The 15,962-nt window shown below is 70.2% G+C and carries 14 protein-coding genes; 7 read left to right on the forward strand and 7 right to left on the reverse strand.

Annotated features, from left to right (window positions below; genetic code table 11):
- Positions 1 to 9 precede the first annotated feature (9 nt).
- Genes def through ACZ6WN_RS13690 form a run of 3 tightly spaced genes read left to right on the forward strand, consistent with a single transcriptional unit; the run spans position 10 to position 2,907 of the window.
- On the forward strand, positions 10 to 555 hold the full coding sequence (def, locus tag ACZ6WN_RS13680; RefSeq protein WP_465865190.1) for a peptide deformylase: 546 nt from the start codon (positions 10 to 12) through the stop codon (positions 553 to 555).
- Entirely contained in the window at positions 555 to 1,475 is a 921-nt protein-coding gene (gene fmt, locus ACZ6WN_RS13685; protein ID WP_465865192.1) for a methionyl-tRNA formyltransferase, read from the forward strand. Before def ends, fmt begins: the two co-directional genes overlap by 1 nt.
- Positions 1,459 to 2,907, forward strand: a complete 1,449-nt coding sequence (locus ACZ6WN_RS13690) for an RsmB/NOP family class I SAM-dependent RNA methyltransferase (RefSeq protein ID WP_465865193.1) — start codon at positions 1,459 to 1,461, stop codon at positions 2,905 to 2,907. The genes fmt and ACZ6WN_RS13690 overlap by 17 nt, the downstream gene beginning before the upstream one ends.
- Before the next feature lie 7 nt (positions 2,908 to 2,914).
- On the opposite strand, the gene ACZ6WN_RS13695 is transcribed toward ACZ6WN_RS13690, so the two are convergent.
- Positions 2,915 to 3,727 carry a hypothetical protein gene (locus ACZ6WN_RS13695; RefSeq protein WP_465865194.1) on the reverse strand — a complete coding sequence of 271 codons (813 nt, stop codon included), beginning with the start codon at positions 3,725 to 3,727 and terminating at the stop codon, positions 2,915 to 2,917.
- A complete protein-coding gene (locus ACZ6WN_RS13700; RefSeq protein WP_465865196.1) occupies positions 3,724 to 4,239 on the reverse strand; it encodes a SigE family RNA polymerase sigma factor in 516 nt (171 codons plus the stop codon). Before ACZ6WN_RS13700 ends, ACZ6WN_RS13695 begins: the two co-directional genes overlap by 4 nt.
- Positions 4,240 to 4,342: 103 nt before the next feature.
- On the opposite strand from ACZ6WN_RS13700, the gene ligD reads away from it, so the two are divergent.
- A complete protein-coding gene (gene ligD, locus ACZ6WN_RS13705; RefSeq protein WP_465865198.1) occupies positions 4,343 to 5,308 on the forward strand; it encodes a non-homologous end-joining DNA ligase in 966 nt (321 codons plus the stop codon).
- A 3-nt stretch (positions 5,309 to 5,311) separates the two neighbouring features.
- Here the strand turns inward: ligD and ACZ6WN_RS13710 are convergent, their stop codons facing one another.
- Both ACZ6WN_RS13710 and ACZ6WN_RS13715 read right to left on the reverse strand, forming a co-directional pair.
- A complete protein-coding gene (locus ACZ6WN_RS13710) occupies positions 5,312 to 7,576 on the reverse strand; it encodes an acyltransferase family protein (RefSeq protein ID WP_465865200.1) in 2,265 nt (754 codons plus the stop codon).
- A gap of 64 nt (positions 7,577 to 7,640) precedes the next feature.
- Positions 7,641 to 8,522, reverse strand: coding sequence for a RecB family exonuclease (locus ACZ6WN_RS13715; protein ID WP_465865202.1), 882 nt, complete (start codon positions 8,520 to 8,522; stop codon positions 7,641 to 7,643).
- Between the two features lie 78 nt (positions 8,523 to 8,600).
- Between ACZ6WN_RS13715 and ACZ6WN_RS13720 the strand changes: the two genes are divergently transcribed.
- The 3 genes from ACZ6WN_RS13720 to arc all read left to right on the forward strand — a co-directional run bounded on the left by ACZ6WN_RS13720 (position 8,601) and on the right by arc (position 12,736).
- On the forward strand, positions 8,601 to 9,773 hold the full coding sequence (locus ACZ6WN_RS13720) for a site-2 protease family protein (RefSeq protein WP_465865204.1): 1,173 nt from the start codon (positions 8,601 to 8,603) through the stop codon (positions 9,771 to 9,773).
- A gap of 48 nt (positions 9,774 to 9,821) precedes the next feature.
- Positions 9,822 to 10,823, forward strand: a complete 1,002-nt coding sequence (locus ACZ6WN_RS13725) for a tRNA (adenine-N1)-methyltransferase (RefSeq protein WP_465865206.1) — start codon at positions 9,822 to 9,824, stop codon at positions 10,821 to 10,823.
- A 149-nt stretch (positions 10,824 to 10,972) separates the two neighbouring features.
- The gene (gene arc / locus ACZ6WN_RS13730) at positions 10,973 to 12,736 is read left to right on the forward strand and encodes a proteasome ATPase (protein WP_091041342.1); all 1,764 of its coding nucleotides are present in this window, start codon (positions 10,973 to 10,975) and stop codon (positions 12,734 to 12,736) included.
- A 134-nt stretch (positions 12,737 to 12,870) separates the two neighbouring features.
- Here arc and ACZ6WN_RS13735 read toward each other — a convergent pair whose 3' ends face one another.
- The 3 genes from ACZ6WN_RS13735 to ACZ6WN_RS13745 are packed head-to-tail and all read right to left on the reverse strand — an operon-like array spanning position 12,871 to position 15,947.
- Positions 12,871 to 13,344 carry a hypothetical protein gene (locus ACZ6WN_RS13735; RefSeq protein WP_465865207.1) on the reverse strand — a complete coding sequence of 158 codons (474 nt, stop codon included), beginning with the start codon at positions 13,342 to 13,344 and terminating at the stop codon, positions 12,871 to 12,873.
- A gap of 4 nt (positions 13,345 to 13,348) precedes the next feature.
- Complete coding sequence (locus tag ACZ6WN_RS13740) at positions 13,349 to 14,677, reverse strand: flavin monoamine oxidase family protein (protein WP_465865208.1); 1,329 nt, start codon at positions 14,675 to 14,677, stop codon at positions 13,349 to 13,351.
- A 16-nt stretch (positions 14,678 to 14,693) separates the two neighbouring features.
- Positions 14,694 to 15,947 carry an acyl-CoA dehydrogenase family protein gene (locus ACZ6WN_RS13745; RefSeq protein WP_465865209.1) on the reverse strand — a complete coding sequence of 418 codons (1,254 nt, stop codon included), beginning with the start codon at positions 15,945 to 15,947 and terminating at the stop codon, positions 14,694 to 14,696.
- Positions 15,948 to 15,962 lie beyond the last annotated feature (15 nt).

A 15,962-nucleotide genomic window follows, 5' to 3' on the forward strand; every position in this document is an offset into this window, starting at 1 on the left:
AGGAGAACAGTGGCAGTCCAGCCCATCCGACTCTTCGGCGACCCCGTGCTGCGCAAGCCAGCGATCGAGGTCGTCGACTTCGACAAGGAGCTGCACAAGCTCGTTGCCGACCTGACCGACACCATGCTGGAGGCGCCCGGCGCCGGGCTGGCCGCTCCCCAGATCGGCGTGAGCCTGCGGGTCTTCACCTGGTACGTCGACGGCCAGGTGGGTCACCTGATCAACCCCGACCTGACGCTGTCGGAGGAGACCCAGGACGGGGGAGAGGGCTGCCTGTCGCTGCCCGACATCACCTTCGACTGCCGCCGCGCGCTGACGGTGGTGGCCAGGGGCTTCGACATGCACGGTGAGCCGGTCACGATCGAGGGCTCCGAGCTGCTCGCCCGCGCCATCCAGCACGAGACCGACCACCTCGACGGCATCCTCTTCATCGACCGGCTCGACGAGGCCGCGCGCAAGGCGGCGATGAAGGAGATCCGGGAGTCGGAGTGGTTCGGCCTGGAGAAGCCGACCGTGAAGATCTCGCCGCACGCGACGAACGGGTTCGGGTTCTGATGAGGGTCGTCTTCGCCGGTACGCCCGAGGTCGCCGTCCCCTCCCTGGACGCGATCGCCGCGTCCCGTCATGAGCTGGTCGGCGTCGTCACCCGCCCCGATGCCGCCCAGGGGCGCAGCAAGCGGCTGGTGCCCTCGCCGGTGGCCCAGCGGGCCGAGGAGCTGGGGGTGCCGGTGCTCAAGCCGGAGCACCCCCGCGAGCCCGATTTCCAGGCCGCCCTCAAGGCGCTGGAGCCCGAGTGCTGCCCGGTGGTCGCCTACGGCGCGATGCTGCCGCAGTCGGCCCTCGACATCCCGACCCACGGCTGGGTCAACCTGCACTTCTCGCTCCTGCCCGCCTACCGCGGCGCCGCCCCGGTGCAGCGCGCGGTCTGGGCCGGCGAGGAGATCTCCGGAGCCACCACCTTCCGGATCGTGAAGGCGATGGACGCCGGCCCGGTCTTCGGCACCATGACCCAGGCACTGGCGCCGGACGAGACGGCCGGGTCGCTCTTCGAGAAGCTCACCGAGGGTGGGGCCAAGCTGCTGGTCTCCACGCTCGACGGGATCGAGGACGGCTCCCTGGAGGCGCGCGAGCAGCCCGCCGAGGGAGTCTCCTACGCCGACAAGATCACGGTCGAGGACGCCCGGATCGACTGGACGCAGAACGCCGTGGCGATCGACCGGCAGGTCCGTGCCTGCACCCCGGCGCCGGGCGCCTGGACCTTGCTCGACGCAGAGCGGTTCAAGGTCGGCCCGGTCACGGTGACCGAGGACGAGGTGGCTCCCGGCGAGCTGGTCGTCCGCAAGAACGAGGTCCTGGTCGGCACCGGCACCACGGCCGTCCGGCTCGGCCGGGTCAAGGCCTTCGGCAAGAAGGAGATGCCGGCCGCGGACTGGGCCCGCGGCGTACGTCTGGAGTCCGGTGTCGCCTTCGAATAGGGCACAGCCGGGCAGGCGTCCCGGGGCCGGCCGGCGACCGCAGGGGAAGCCGCGGGGCGCCACCAAGCCCGTCGATCCGGCTCGGCTCGCCGCGTTCGAGGTGCTCAAGGCGGTGCGGGTCGACGAGGCGTACGCCAACCTGGTGCTGCCCCACGTCCTCGGCCGTCTCGGGCTGGAAGGTCGCGACGCGGCCTTCGCCACCGAGCTGGCCTCGGGGACGCTGCGGCAGCAGGGGACCTACGACGCCGTGCTGGCCGCCTGCATCGACCGGCCGCTGGCCAAGGTCGAGGCGAAGGTGCTCGACGTGCTGCGGCTGGGGGCTCACCAGGTGCTCTCCATGCGGGTGCCCGACCATGCCGCGATCTCGACCAGCGTCGACCTGACCCGCGCCAAGGTCGGCCAGGGGCCGGCGGGGTTCGTGAACGCGGTCCTGCGCAAGGTCACCCGCAAGCCGCTCGAGGAGTGGGTCGCCGAGGTGGCCCCCGCGCGCGAGAAGGACCACGACGGCTGGGCCGCGGTCGCCTTCAGCCACCCGCGCTGGGTGGTCGAGCGGCTCGCCGAGGCGGTCGGTCGCGACCAGGTCGACGCGCTGCTCGAAGCCGACAACGTGCCGCCGTCGGTCACGCTGGTCGCCCGTCCGGGGCGGGCGACGGTCGACGAGCTCGGTGGCGTGCCCACGCCCTTCTCGCCCTACGGGGTCACGCTCGACTCCGGCTCACCGGCCGGGATCACCGCCGTCGCCGAGGGGCGCGCCGGCGTGCAGGACGAGGGATCGCAGCTGGTCGCCATCGCGCTGGCCGAAGCGGACGTCGACTCTTCCGACGACCGGGCGGAGTCGTGGCTGGACCTGTGTGCCGGCCCGGGTGGGAAGTCGGCGCTGCTGGCCGCTCTCGCCGCACAGCGGGGTGCCGCGCTGGTTGCCAACGAGCGTCAGCCGCACCGCGCCGGACTCGTCCTCGCCAACCTGACCGAGCGGTCTTCGGGCTCGCAGGTGGACGGGTCCGCAGGAGTCGTGGCCGGCGACGGCACCAGGCCGCCGTTCAAGGACGCGACGTTCGACCGGGTCCTCGTCGACGCCCCGTGCACCGGCCTGGGCGCACTGCGCCGCAGGCCGGAGGCACGGTGGCGCCGGGCGACGGCGGACCTCGACGTACTCGTCGGCCTGCAGCGCTCCCTCCTCGACCGGGCGATCGACCTGACCCGGCCGGGAGGGGTGGTGCTCTACGCGACCTGCTCACCCGTGCTCGCCGAGACGAAGGGGGTGGTGCAGGCCGTGCTCGAGGGCCGGTCCGACGTCACCCTCGAGCCCCTCTCGGCCACGGTCGGCGACGTACCCGACAGCGCCGGACCGATCGACGGCACCGTGCAGCTGTGGCCGCACCGCCACGGCACCGACGCGATGTTCCTGGCGCTGCTGCGACGCACCCCGTAGAGGCCGCTCAGTCGACCCAGCGGAGCGATCCGGCGAGCGCCTGGAGCTCGGCGTCGGTCGTGCCCTGCCCGCTCTGCACGGTGATGAAGATGTCGCCGTGGACCTCGGTGAGGTAGGCGCCCGAGCCGGGACCGGCCTTCTCGGGGTTCGTGCTCCACTCCTGGTGCTCCTTCGCCGGGCGGATCACCAGGCCGGCCACCCCGCCGTCCTCGGACGTGCAGGAGGCCTTGTCGTCGGGCAGGTACCACTCGCACGTCCAACCGGCCGGCGGCTCGAGCGGAGCCGTGTCGACGAGCCCCTGGCGCGAACCGTGGGTGGCGATCCTCACGCCCGGGTAGTCCTCGAGAAGCGTGTCGTCGCTCCAGGTCTGCTCGACCGCGTCGGCCGGCCCGGAGAGGACGATGGTGAAGCCGTCCCCGGAACCCCGTGGACCGCTGACCGCCTGCACCGTGATGTCCATCGTCATCGCCTCCTCGTTGGTGACGACCTGTCCCGTGACACCCTCCCTGAGGTCGAGGCTCTGCCCGGAGGCGAGCGGAGCCGTCGACGGCGAGGCCGACGGCGCGCCGGCCGCGCCGAGCGGTGCCTGGTCGACCGCGGTCGTGCTCAGGAGCTGGGAGAGCCCGAGCCCGCCCGCGGCGAAGGCACCGACGGCGGCGGCAGCGCCGACGCTGACGGCAACGCGTCGCCGGCGTCGGATGCGGGAGCCCGCGCTGATCGCGCCGGCCGAGAGCCGGGCATAGTCGGGGTGCTGGCCGCCGACACGCTCGTGCAGCGCCGTACGGAAGCCGGTCCCTGGGTTGTCCATCGGGTCGTTCATCGGGTGGTCCTCTCCGGGAAGATGTCCGCAACCAGCGGGCGCAGCCGTTCCAGGGCACGCTTCGAGCGGGTGCGGACCGCCGTCTCGGTCAGCCCGAGGTCGGCAGCGGTCTGGGACACGGATCGGTCCTCCCAGTAGCGCGCGACGAGCACAGCCCGGTCGGTCGGCGACAGCCGCTGCAGGGCGGCAAGCAGGTCGATCCGGGCGCTGGGGTCGGCATCGCTGCCCGGATCGTCCGGCAGCGTCGAGGTCGGCGTCTCGGCGTTGCGCCGCAGCCGTCGGTGGGAGATGAATCCGTTGAGGAGCACACGTCGTGCGTAGGCCACCGGGTTGTCCGCCCTGCTGACCCGCCGCCAGGACGCGAAGACCCGGGCGTACGTCGTCTGGGTCAGGTCCTCGGCCAGGTGATGGTCACCCGTCAGCAGCAGCGCGGTGCGGTAGAGCGCGCCGCCCGTCGCATGGACGAAGTCGGCGAATTCCTCGGTGGAAGTCCTCGCGGTCGATGTGCTCACATCCCTTCGACGCCTCGGCGCGAGGTCCACGTGACACCCCCGTGAGGATCCGGATGAGCGAGTTTCGTTTCACCACATCATCTCAGCGCCTACGCTGGCGGGCATGGCCAAGGCATCGCCGTCGGTGGAGATAGAGGTCGACAACCGCGTCGTCAGGATCTCCAACCCCGACCGGGTCTACTTCCCACAGACGGGTGCGACCAAGCTCGACGTGGCGCAGTACTACCTCGCCGTCGGTCCGGGCATCGTCAACGCGCTGTGGGAGCGGCCGTGCATGCTGCACCGGTTCCCCAAGGGTCTGGCGGGCCCGAAGGTGCACCAGAAGCGGCTGCCCCAGGGCGCTCCCGACTGGGTCGAGACCGTACGCCTCTACTTCCCGCGCTGGGGTCGCACCGCCGACGAGCTCTGCGTGACCGAGCTTGGCGCGGTGATCTGGGCCGTGCAGATGTCGACGGTCGAGTTCCACCCCTGGAACAGCCGCCGCGAGGACACCGAGAAGCCCGACGAGTGGCGCATCGACCTCGATCCCGGTCCCGAGTGCCCGTTCTCGACCGTGCAGACGGTGGCAGGCGTCGTCCGCGAGCTCCTCGACGAGCTGGGCGCGGTCGGCTACCCGAAGACGAGCGGCGGCTCGGGGATGCACGTATATGTGCGGATCCCGGCCGAGCACGGCTTCGGTGACGTACGCCGCGCCGCGCACGCCTTCGCCCGTGAGGTCGAGCGCCGGGCACCGAAGCTGGTCACCACCGCCTGGTGGCGCAAGGACCGAGACCCGGCGCAGCTCTTCGTCGACTTCAACCAGAACACCAGGGACCACACCATCGCCTGCGCCTACTCGATCCGCGGCGTCGCCGACGGCCGGGTCTCCACCCCGATCACCTGGGAGGAGACCAAGGACGTCGACCCGCGCGAGTTCACGATGCGTACGGTGCCGGCCCGGTTCGCGGAGATCGGTGACCTGCACGCCGACATCGACGACCATCCGTTCTCGATCGAGCCGCTGCTGGAGTGGGCCGACCGGGACGAGCGCGACGGCGCGGAAGCACCACCGGAGCCCGACGCCGGGTGAGCCTCACCAGACCTCGAGGCGCTCGCCCAGGGTGCGACCGAGCTCCTTGGAGTAGGTCGCGGTGAGGTGGTGGCCGTCGCGGTGGGTGATCGTGTCGCCGACGACGGTGGTGCAGATGCCGACGCTGTCACAGAAGAGGTCGTCCAGGTCGACGGTCTCGACGCGCGCCGACTTGGCCGCCTGCATCTGCAGGTCGGCGCCGTCCTGCTGGCTCTCGAGCGGCTTGTAGGTGCAGGGCGCGAGCGTCTTGTTGCTGCTCAGGCACGTGGCCGGGTCGAACTCGAGCGCCGGTACGTCGCGCAGCCACACCGTGCGCTTGGCGGCGGGCTTCACCTGGGCCAGCAGCCGCTGGTAGCCGCGGTAGACGGCGCGGCGTACGTCGGTGCGGTCGGTGTGCCGTCCCGAGGAGTCGTGGTAGGCGGCACTGATCGGGCGCGAGGAGATGAGCAGCAGGTCGGGGCGGAGCTTCTTGACCGAGGAGAGCATGAAGTCGTGGAAGTCGTCGCACGATGTCATCGGCTCGGTGCTGTCGATCTTGTCGGGCGTGACCAGCGAGACGGTGCACTGCGGCATCGCCAGCATGTAGGCGCGGTAGCCGGAGCGCTCGGCGATCTCCTCGACCGCGGGCGTCCAGTGGCGGGCGTGGGAGTCGCCGATGACCACGATCGTCTTCTCGGCGTCCTCGTCACCGCGAGGGCAGAGCTTGCGCACGTTCGTGGCGTAGTAGTTGCACTCACCGACCGACTCGACGTCGTCGGAGAGGCTGGTCAGACCCGGCTTGAGGTTGGTGGGGATCGCCTGGTTCTTGCGGGCCGCGAGCACCGAGGCCTTCAGCAGCGCCGGGAGCGGGTCGGGCTCCTGTGCCTTGGCGGCAGGTGGTGCTGCGCTGGACGCGGGCCGGTCGGGTTGCTTGGGCGGTCCGGCGGACCCGGAGGAGTCGGCCTCGGCCAGCGTGATCGCCGGCTGGTAGCCGTCGCGCGCGGTCCCGGTGGCGTAGGTGTTGGCGCCGAAGCAGGTCACCGCGACCAGGGTGATGCTCAGCGGGTAGAGCGCCACCGGCCCCAGCGTGGCGGCTCGACCGAACGCCGGGCGCCGCCACAGGATGCCGCGCCGGAACGGCTGCTCGACGTAGTGGTAGGAGAGTCCCGCCAGCACCAACGCCAGCGCCACCAGGAGCACCTGCTCCCACCAGTGCAGCTCGCGGCCGAGCTGCAGCTCGGCCAGGACGAGCACCGGGAAGTGCCACAGGTAGAGCGAGTAGGACCAGTTGCCGACGACCTGCAGCGGCGGCACCGACAGCAGCCGGCCGACCACCGTCGGGCCGTGCCACAGCGTGCCGGCCACGATGATGAAGACGCTGCCGAGGACCGGCACCAGCGCCGGGGTGCCCGGGAACGGGGTCGCGTCGTTGAACTGCAGGCAGGCGCAGACGATGAAGAACATCCCGAACGCGGAGAGCACCTGCGCCCGCCACCGCGCGGTGGCGTCCTGTGGCCCGTCGTCACGGAACGCGATCGCCGCGATCGCGCCCAGCCCGAGCTCCCAGGCACGGGTGAACGGGGAGAAGTACGCCGCCTCCGGGCTGGTCCGGGTCAGCACCGCCGAGGCCAGCAGCGAGGCCACGATGACGACGCCGAGCGCGATGACCAGCACCCGTCGGCGTCCACGGAGATCGGGGTTGGCAGGGGCTTCCGTCGGGGCCCTCCGGCCGCGCCACTTCATCGCCCACAGGCAGCCCAGGATCATCAGCGGCCAGACCAGGTAGAACTGCTCCTCGACCGCGAGCGACCAGAAGTGCTGCAGCGGCGAGGGCGGCAGCGCTGCCGAGAAGTAGTCGGTCTCCAGCGACGCGAACCGGAAGTTGGCGGCGAACGCCGCCGACCACAGCGCGTCGAGAGCGATCTCCCGGGTGCGTACGAAACCGAGGAAGAAGGCCGCGTAGACGACCGTGGCGAGCAGCACCAGGGTCGCGGCCGGCAGGATCCGGCGGGCCCTGCGCGCGTAGAAGCCGAGCAGGCTGACCCGGCCCTCGGTGCGGACCTGGCGCATCAGCTGCTGGGTGATCAGGAAGCCCGAGATCGCGAAGAAGACGTCGACCCCGACGAAACCACCGGTCAGCGACCCGAAGCCGACGTGCAGCGCGACGACCGCGAGCACCGCGATGGCGCGCAGCCCCTGGATGTCGGGACGGTGCCGAGACGAGGTCGCGCTCGCGCTGGTCGAGTCCGTCGAGCCCACGAGCAGCCGCACCTCCTCAGCCGAGCGCATCCGTCACATTCGTCGCGACGATAACTCCCGCAACCGGCCGATCCTGGTAGACGCGCCTAGGACCCTAGTCGAGATCGAGGTCGTCGCCCGCCGCGACGGGGCCCGAGGTCGCCGGAAGCGGGGGAGGAGTGCCGCCGAAGGCGGGGCACAGCGACTTGTGGGCACACCAGCCGCACAGCTTCCCCGGGCTCGGCTGCCACTCCCCGGTCTCCTGGGCGGTGCGGATGGCTCGCCAGATCGCCTCGGCCTTGCGCTCGGTCGCCAGCAGGTCGGCCTCGTCGGGCACGTAGCGCAGGATGTCGCCCGAGCCGAGATAGATCAGCTGCAGCATCGCCGGCACCACGCCTCGGGTCCGCCAGATCACCAGGGCGTAGAACTTGAGCTGGAACAGCGCCTTCGCCTCGTACGCCTCACTCGGCACGCGGCCGCTCTTGTAGTCGACCACCCGGATCCGGCCGTCGGCGGCGACGTCGACACGGTCGATGAACCCTCGCAGCAGCAGCTTGGAGTCGAGCAGCGCCTCGACGTAGTGCTCGCGCTCGGCAGGCTCCAGCCGGCGCGGGTCCTCCAGGTCGAAGTAGCGCCGCAGCACCTGCCGGCACGACTCCAGCCAGCTCTCCTGCGCCTCGTCGGCCTCGGAGGTGAACAGCGTCGCCAGCGCCGGGTCCAGGCTGCGTACGTCCTCCCACGCCTGCTCCACCATCGACCTCGCCTGCCGCGGCGTGCGCTCGGGCGCGGGCAGGTCGAAGAGGTCCTCGAGCACCTTGTGCACCACGGTGCCGCGGGCGGCCGCCTCCGAGGGCGGCTCGGGCAGCCGGTCGATCGTGCGGAACCGGTAGAGCAGCGGGCACGAGGTGAAGTCGCTCGCGCGGCTCGGTGAGAGCGACCCCAGCACGTTGACGCCGTCGACCGGTGTCGACAGCGATTCGGCAGGTGAGGTGCTCATGGATGTCGAGACTATTCGCAAGCACCGACAATCCGGGTCGGCACCACCTGACAACCGCCGCTCAAGTACGCTCGGGATGTGGCTGACCCTGACCCACGCCCCGGCGGCGACAAGCCGGTCGAAGAGCCGGCGCCCACCTCCCGGGTCCCGGGCACGATCAAGGTCGGCTCCGTCGCTGGCAGTGACGTCCTGGTGACCCCGTCCTGGTTCCTCATCGCGGCGCTGATCGCCTGGTGGATGGCGCCGGAGATCGAGACCGTGGAGCCGGGCCTGGGCTGGTTGGCGTACGTCGCGGGCTTCGCCTTCGCGATCGTCCTCTACGGCGCGGTGCTGCTGCACGAGGCGGCCCACGCGGTGGTCGCCAAGCGTCTGGGCTACCCCGTGGGCGTGATCATGCTCCACTTCCTCGGAGGAGCGACCGCGGTGGAGAGCGAGGCGAAGAAGCCCGCTCACGAGTTCTGGATCGCCGTGGTCGGGCCGCTGGCCTCGCTCGCCGTCGCCGCGGCCGCGTTCGGTGTCTCCTTCCTCACCCCCGGCGGCCTGATCGGGATGTTCGTCACCGGGCTGTGGATCACCAACCTCTTCGTGGGGGTGCTCAACCTCGTCCCCGGCCTGCCCCTCGATGGTGGCCGGTTGCTGAAGGCGGGCGTGTGGAGCGCGACCGGCAACATCAACCGCGGCAGCATCGTCGCCGGCTGGGCCGGCCGGGTGCTCGCGGTCGTCGTGCTGCTGTGGCCCTTCATCCAGGGCCAGATCCTCGGTGTCGAGCCCCGCCTCACGAGCTACATCGTGGCGGTCATCCTCGGTGTCTTCCTCTGGAGCGGTGCCTCCGCGGCGATCATGTCGGCCAGGGCGCGCATGCGGCTCCCGCTCCTCGTCGCCCGCGACCTGGCCCGCCGCACCCTGGCCGTGCCCGCCGACCTGCCCCTGGCCGAGGCCGTGCGCCGCGCCCAGGAGGCCGAGGCCGGCAGCATCGTCACCGTGACCAGCGGCGGCGAGCCGATCGGCCTGGTCCACGAGGGCGCGCTGCTGGCGACCCCGGAGGACCGCCGCCCGTGGATGGCGACCTCGACGGTCACCCGTCGGCTCGAGGACGGCCTCACCCTGCCGGCCGACATCGACGGGGAGGCCCTGATCCAGGCGATCTCGAAGACCCCGGCACCCGAATACCTCCTGGTCGAGCCCGACGGCTCGATCTACGGCGTCCTGGTCACCTCCGACGTCGACGCGGCGTTCCGCGCGGGGGCGTGAGCGATCGCGGTTTGCCGGGTTGGCCGGGAGAACGGGTAGCCTCGGCGGGTGTCAAGCGCTGATATTCCAGACATTCCGGCCGAGGCCCGAGCGGGCGTTCACCGCGGGCCGCTTCGCGAGGGCGAGTGGGTGCGGCTGACCGACACCAAGGGTCGCCGCCACAACTTCGAGCTCGTCGCCGGCAAGCGCTTCTTCTCCAACAAGGGCCACATCGACCACGACGAGCTGATCGGCCGCGAGGAGGGCTTCACGGTCACCGCCTCGACCGGCGGGGAGTACCTGGTCTTCCGCCCGCTCCTGTCGGAGTTCGTGGTCTCGATGCCGCGCGGTGCCGCGGTGGTCTACCCCAAGGACGCCGCCCAGATCGTCGCGATGGCCGACATCTTCCCGGGTGCCTCCGTGGTGGAGGCCGGGGTCGGCTCCGGCGCCCTGACCTGCTCGCTCCTGCGCGCGGTCGGCCCGTTCGGCAAGGTCACCTCCTTCGAGCGCCGCGAGGAGTTCGCCGAGGTCGCCCGCAAGAACGTCGACCAGTTCTTCGGTACGCCGGCAGGGGAGTCCCACCCGAGCTGGTCGCTCAACCTGGGAGACCTCCAGGAGGAGCTGCCGCGCCAGCAGATCCGCTGCGACCGGCTGATCCTCGACATGCTCGCTCCGTGGGAGTGCGTCGACGCGGCGGCCGAGGCGCTCTACCCCGGCGGCATGGTCTGCGCCTACGTCGCGACCACCACCCAGCTGTCCCGCTTCGTCGAGACGGTCCGCGCCCACGGCGGGTTCACCGAGCCGCAGGCGTGGGAGTCGCTGGTGCGCGACTGGCACGTCGAGGGCCTCGCGGTCCGGCCAGGCCACAAGATGATCGGCCACACCGCCTTCCTGGTGACGGCCCGGCGGCTGGCACCGGGCGAGCGCGCGCCGCGCAAGACGCGTCGACCTGCCCCCGGGGCGTACGGACCTGACTACACGGGTCCGCGGCCGGCCGACATGCCGGCCCCCGAGCCCGTCGCTGAGGTCGTTCCCGGCGCCGCGCCGGAGGACGGCGCCGAGCTGGACTGAGCGTGCTCCGCGGCACTGTGTGTTTCCGGCGTGCCACGGGTCGACACGAACTCGGCCGAAGTCGACCGAATAGTGTCCAACACCGGTAAATCCTTCTCCGCTCCTGCCCCTCACCCTTGTAGGGTCGTGGGAGTAGAGGAGGTGTGCTGATGTCGACATCCGATGGATTCCATTCCGAGGGGCGCAGCCCCGAGGAGCTCGAGAGTCATGTCCGTTTCCTCGAAGCTGAGGTGACCGACCTGCGGCACAGACTGACCGAGATGCCCGGATCTTCGCGTGGCCTGGAGGCGCGGCTCGCTGACGCGCAGCGCTCCCTGGCCGCCGTGACGTCGCAGAACGAGCGACTCACCGTGACGCTTCGGGATGCCCGTGACCAGATCATCAAGCTCAAGGAGGAGGTCGACCGGCTGGCACAGCCGCCCGCTGGTTTCGGCACCTTCATCGAGCGCAACGAGGACGACTCGATCGATGTCTTCACCGGTGGGCGCAAGCTCCGGGTGACCGCATCGCCCAACGTCGACCTCGACGAGCTGCGCTATGGCCAGGAGGTCATGCTCAACGAGGCGCTCAACGTCGTGGCCGCGATGGAGTTCGAGAAGGTCGGCGAAGTGGTGATGTTCAAGGAGCTGCTCGCCGACGGTGAGCGCGCCCTGGTGATCGCCAACGCCGACGAGGAGCGGGTCGTGCGCCTCGCCGAGCCGCTCCTGCAGGACGCGATCCGCGCGGGTGACTCGTTGCTGCTCGAACCACGATCGGGCTATGTCTACGAGAAGGTGCCGAAGTCCGAGGTCGAGGAGCTCGTGCTGGAGGAGGTGCCCGACATCTCCTACGAGTCGATCGGTGGCCTCGCCGGCCAGATCGAGCAGATCCAGGACGCGGTCGAGCTGCCCTACCTCTACCCCGACCTCTTCATCGAGCACCAGCTCAAGCCGCCCAAGGGTGTGCTGCTCTACGGTCCTCCGGGCTGTGGCAAGACCCTGATCGCGAAGGCTGTGGCCAACAGCCTCGCGAAGAAGGTCGCCGCGAAGACGGGAGCGGACGGCAAGTCCTACTTCCTGAACATCAAGGGTCCCGAGCTCCTCAACAAGTACGTCGGTGAGACCGAGCGCCACATCCGCCTGGTCTTCCAGCGGGCTCGTGAGAAGGCCGCGGCCGGCACCCCGGTGATCGTCTTCTTCGACGAGATGGACTCGCTGTTCCGTACGCGCGGCACCGGTGTCTCCTCCGACGTGGAGAACACCATCGTCCCGCAGCTCCTCTCCGAGATCGACGGTGTCGAGGCTCTGGAGAACGTGCTGGTGATCGGTGCCTCCAACCGTGAGGACATGATCGACCCGGCGATCCTGCGCCCGGGCCGTCTGGACGTGAAGATCAAGATCGAGCGCCCCGACGCCGAGGGTGCTCGTGACATCTTCTCGAAGTACCTGGTCCCCGACCTGCCGCTGCACCCGACCGACGTGGGCGAGTTCAACGGCGACAAGCAGGCCACCGTCGACGAGCTGATCCGCACGGTCGTCGAGCGGATGTACACGGAGTCCGAGGAGAACCGCTTCCTGGAGGTCACCTACGCCAACGGTGACAAGGAGATCCTCTACTTCAAGGACTTCAACTCCGGCGCGATGATCCAGAACATCGTCGACCGGGCCAAGAAGATGGCCATCAAGTCCTTCCTGGACTCCGGCGAGGACTCCGGCCAGAAGGGCCTGCGGGTGCAGCACCTGCTCCAGGCCTGCGTGGACGAGTTCAAGGAGAACGAGGACCTCCCCAACACCACCAACCCCGACGACTGGGCCCGCATCTCCGGCAAGAAGGGCGAGCGGATCGTCTTCATCCGCACGCTCATCACCGGCAAGCAGGGCACCGAGCCCGGCCGTTCGATCGAGCAGGTCTCCAACACGGGTCAGTACCTGTAGACGGATCATCCGAGCATCCGCCCGTGACCTTCTTCTGGTCACGGGCGGATGTTTGTCTGGCCTGCAGCTGCGCGAGCGTCTGCGGTGGCGTCCTCGATGGTCGAACACAGAGTTCGTGCTCTGTGCGGACGGCGTTATCGGCCTTCACGCGCCAGGAAAGAGTCGATCATTTCTGTGATCTGGGCGTACTCCCTGCGCAACGAGGCATGCATCATCTGCACCTGAAGGTCTTCCTGCCGGACCATGTAGTCGAGGAATTCGCGCTCGGCCGCGGGGCCCGCCTCGCTGAGCCGCCGCAGATCTTCGGCGTACTCGATGGTGCGGGGGTAGGCGAACCGCAGCAACTCGGGGAGGAGCGGGGTGGGGAGGTGTCCCACCACCCAGCCGCGGGTGCGAGCGAGCCGATGACTGGTGATCCGGATGTGCATGCGCTCTGCGGCATCGCGGAAGCGGGGAGCGTTGTGCTCCTCGAGCCGGTGGTAGGCCTGCCAGAACGGGCTCGACTCGAGGTGACCCGTGCGAGAGGCGAGGATCGCCATGGCGCGCCGTGCGAACTCGCGGTTCGCGAGCTCCGCGCGGAAACCGTCGCGGAAGTCGGAGAACTTCATCTCGTCACGCTCCCCTGAGAGCCATGTGGACTTCGTTCGCGACCCGCTCGCCGGACTCGATGGCGCCCTCGATGTAGCCGGCGTGCTCGGAGGCGGTCTCGGTGCCGCCCCAGTGGAGCGGACCGACGGGAGCGTGGAGGAACGGGAAGGTCGCATCCTCGGTCCCGGGTTTCGGCAGCACGGCGTAGCCGCCACCGACGTGCTCGTCGAGGTGCCACGCCTTCTCGTGCCAGCCCACCGGCCGGAGTACCTGATCGCCGAGGTGGTGCCGGAGCGTCTCGAGGAGTGTGGATCTCCGCTGGTCCTCGCTGAGCGCGTCGAATGTGCGGGCCTCGCGTCCAGGGACGAGCATGCAGAGGTGGCCTGGGCCGTCCGGAGGTGAGGTGTCGAACACCGCGGCGCCCGGTTCGTCGAGGACGATGAACTCGGTGTGCTGTCGCCGGTCGCGCCAGAAGGGCCGTTCGTAGACCGCGATCGCCTTGTAGACCGTGCCCATGACCGTGTTCTCGACGAGCTGTCGGCGAGCGGTGGGAAGCGCTGGTTCGAAGGTGATCGAGGCGGTCATCGGCGGTGGCACCGTGACGATTACCTTGTCGGCGCGCACGACTCCGGCGGACGTACGGATGGTCGCGCCGTCGTCGTCATGGTGGATGTGCGTGACCCTGCTGTCGGTGAGCACCCGCGGGCCGAGCTCCTGGGCGAGCCGATCCGTCAGGGTGCCTGCGCCTTCTACGACGAGACTGTCCTGCGCGCCTCCTCTGGTCTTCGTCATTCCGGTGAGCCCGCCCTGGTAGCGGATCACGTCGATGAAGGAGCGTAGGGAATAGGTGTCGGTGTCGGCGCAGGTCGAGGCAGCGACGATGACCTCGAGCGCGCGCCTGGCGGTGCCTGACGGCACCTTCTCGTCCAGCCAGCCGGCCAAGGTCAGGCTCGACCAGCGACGGGGCGTGCTCCGCCCGCGTGCGGCCAGCTCCCAGCGCAGGAGCGCGGCGGCCGATGCGAGCAGCGGCAGAGCCAGCGGCGCGATGCGTGCGTGACCGTGGACGAAGTCGGGCTGCTTGGGGGTGTCCATCTGGAACAGGGTCACGCCCAGCTCCTCGGCGAGTGCCTCGAACCGGTGGTGACCATGGCCCACCCACTGGCCGCCGATGTCGAGGCGCGATCCCAGCGCGGTGGTCTCGGCCCACATGCGGCCGCCGACACGATCGGCGGCCTCGAGGACGACGACCTCGACTCCCTGACGATAGAGCGCGCGGGCGGCGATGAGACCTGACATCCCGGCGCCGACCACGGCGACCGTGGCGGTCCGGAAGTCCTCTGGCTGCTGCGTCATGGTGTTGTTCTCCCTCTCAACCGGTGATGTCGCGGCCGAGGACCCGACGGGCGATGACCCACTTCTGGATCTCGTTGGCGCCCTCGTAGATCTCGCCGATCTTGCTGTCGCGGTAGATCGCGGACACGACCGAGGTGGCGCCGTCCGCGCCGCGCTCCCGGGTGAACCCGGCGCCGCCGAAGATCTGCACGGCATCCCTGGCGATGTCCACCGAGAGCCGCGTGCCGAGCAGCTTCGCCATGGCCGCCTCGGGCTCTGGGAACGCGACGCCGCTGTCGAAGCGGAGAGCCGCCTTGAGGTAGGTGGTGCGGGCGACCTCGAGCTGTGTCGCGTACTCGGCGACCTGGAACTGCCAGTGCTGGTTGGCGCCGAGCGGCTTGCCGAAGGCGTGACGGTTCTGCAGCTGCCAGACCATCTGGTCGAACGCCGCTTGGGCCATGCCGACGCCGGCGGCGCCGATGCCGATCCGCCCGTACGTCAGGGTCTGCAGCGCGATCCGTAGACCCTGGTTGTGTCCACCGAGGACGGCCGAGTCGTCGAGACGTACGTCGGTGAGGGTGACGTCGGCGGTCAGCTGTCCGCGGTTGCCGATCTTGCGGTCCGGAGTGCCCACGTGCACGCCCGGCGCGTCGGTGGGGACGATGAAGGTGGTCAGGCCGTCCTCGGTCGCGGCGAGAACGACGATGAAGGCGGCGACCGGGGAGTTGGAGATCCAGCGCTTGGTGCCGTTCAGGATCCACTCGTCCCCCGCCCAGAACGCTCGGGTCTGGATCGCGCTCGGTGACAGGTCGCTGGACGCCGCGGGCTCGCTGGTGGCGAACGCGCCGACGATCTCGCCGGAGACCAGGGGGCGGAGCCAGCGCTGCTGCTGCGCCTCGGTCCCGTGCCGCAGCGCGTTCCCGGCGAGGATGCAGTGCACGTCGAAGACCGCCGCGATGCTGTTGGAGTGGTAGGCGAGCTCCTCGACCGCGACCGCCGTCGCGGCCGCGGGGTGAGCCAGCCCGTCTCCGCCGACCTCCTCGCCGAACGGGATCCGATACAGACCACGCCGGGCGAGCTCGTCGAAGACATCGCGCGGGAAGCCCTCGACCTGTTCGTCGCCCTCCGCTATGGCGTGGGCCGCAGGGGCGACCACCTGGTCGGCCATCTCGCGTACGCGAGCACGAACCTCGCGTACGTCGGCCGGGCTCAGGACGTCGGTGTAGAGCTCGTCGGCCTGGCGTGCGACCGGAGTCGTGGTCACGCTGGGCGGAGTGGTCGTGATGGTCACGCGAGGATCTCCTCT

The organism is Nocardioides sp. NPDC054178 (assembly GCF_055585005.1).

Excerpts from the sequence above, each read along its gene's own strand:
- ACZ6WN_RS13710 (WP_465865200.1), bottom strand. The coding sequence starts at position 7,576 with ATGCGCTCGGCTGAGGAGGTGCGGCTGCTCGTGGGCTCGACGGACTCG.
- ACZ6WN_RS13735 (WP_465865207.1), bottom strand. The coding sequence starts at position 13,344 with ATGAAGTTCTCCGACTTCCGCGACGGTTTCCGCGCGGAGCTCGCGAAC.
- ACZ6WN_RS13740 (WP_465865208.1), bottom strand. The coding sequence starts at position 14,677 with ATGACGCAGCAGCCAGAGGACTTCCGGACCGCCACGGTCGCCGTGGTC.
- fmt (WP_465865192.1), top strand. The coding sequence starts at position 555 with ATGAGGGTCGTCTTCGCCGGTACGCCCGAGGTCGCCGTCCCCTCCCTG.
- ACZ6WN_RS13715 (WP_465865202.1), bottom strand. The coding sequence starts at position 8,522 with ATGAGCACCTCACCTGCCGAATCGCTGTCGACACCGGTCGACGGCGTC.
- arc (WP_091041342.1), top strand. The coding sequence starts at position 10,973 with ATGTCGACATCCGATGGATTCCATTCCGAGGGGCGCAGCCCCGAGGAG.
- ACZ6WN_RS13695 (WP_465865194.1), bottom strand. The coding sequence starts at position 3,727 with ATGAACGACCCGATGGACAACCCAGGGACCGGCTTCCGTACGGCGCTG.
- ligD (WP_465865198.1), top strand. The coding sequence starts at position 4,343 with ATGGCCAAGGCATCGCCGTCGGTGGAGATAGAGGTCGACAACCGCGTC.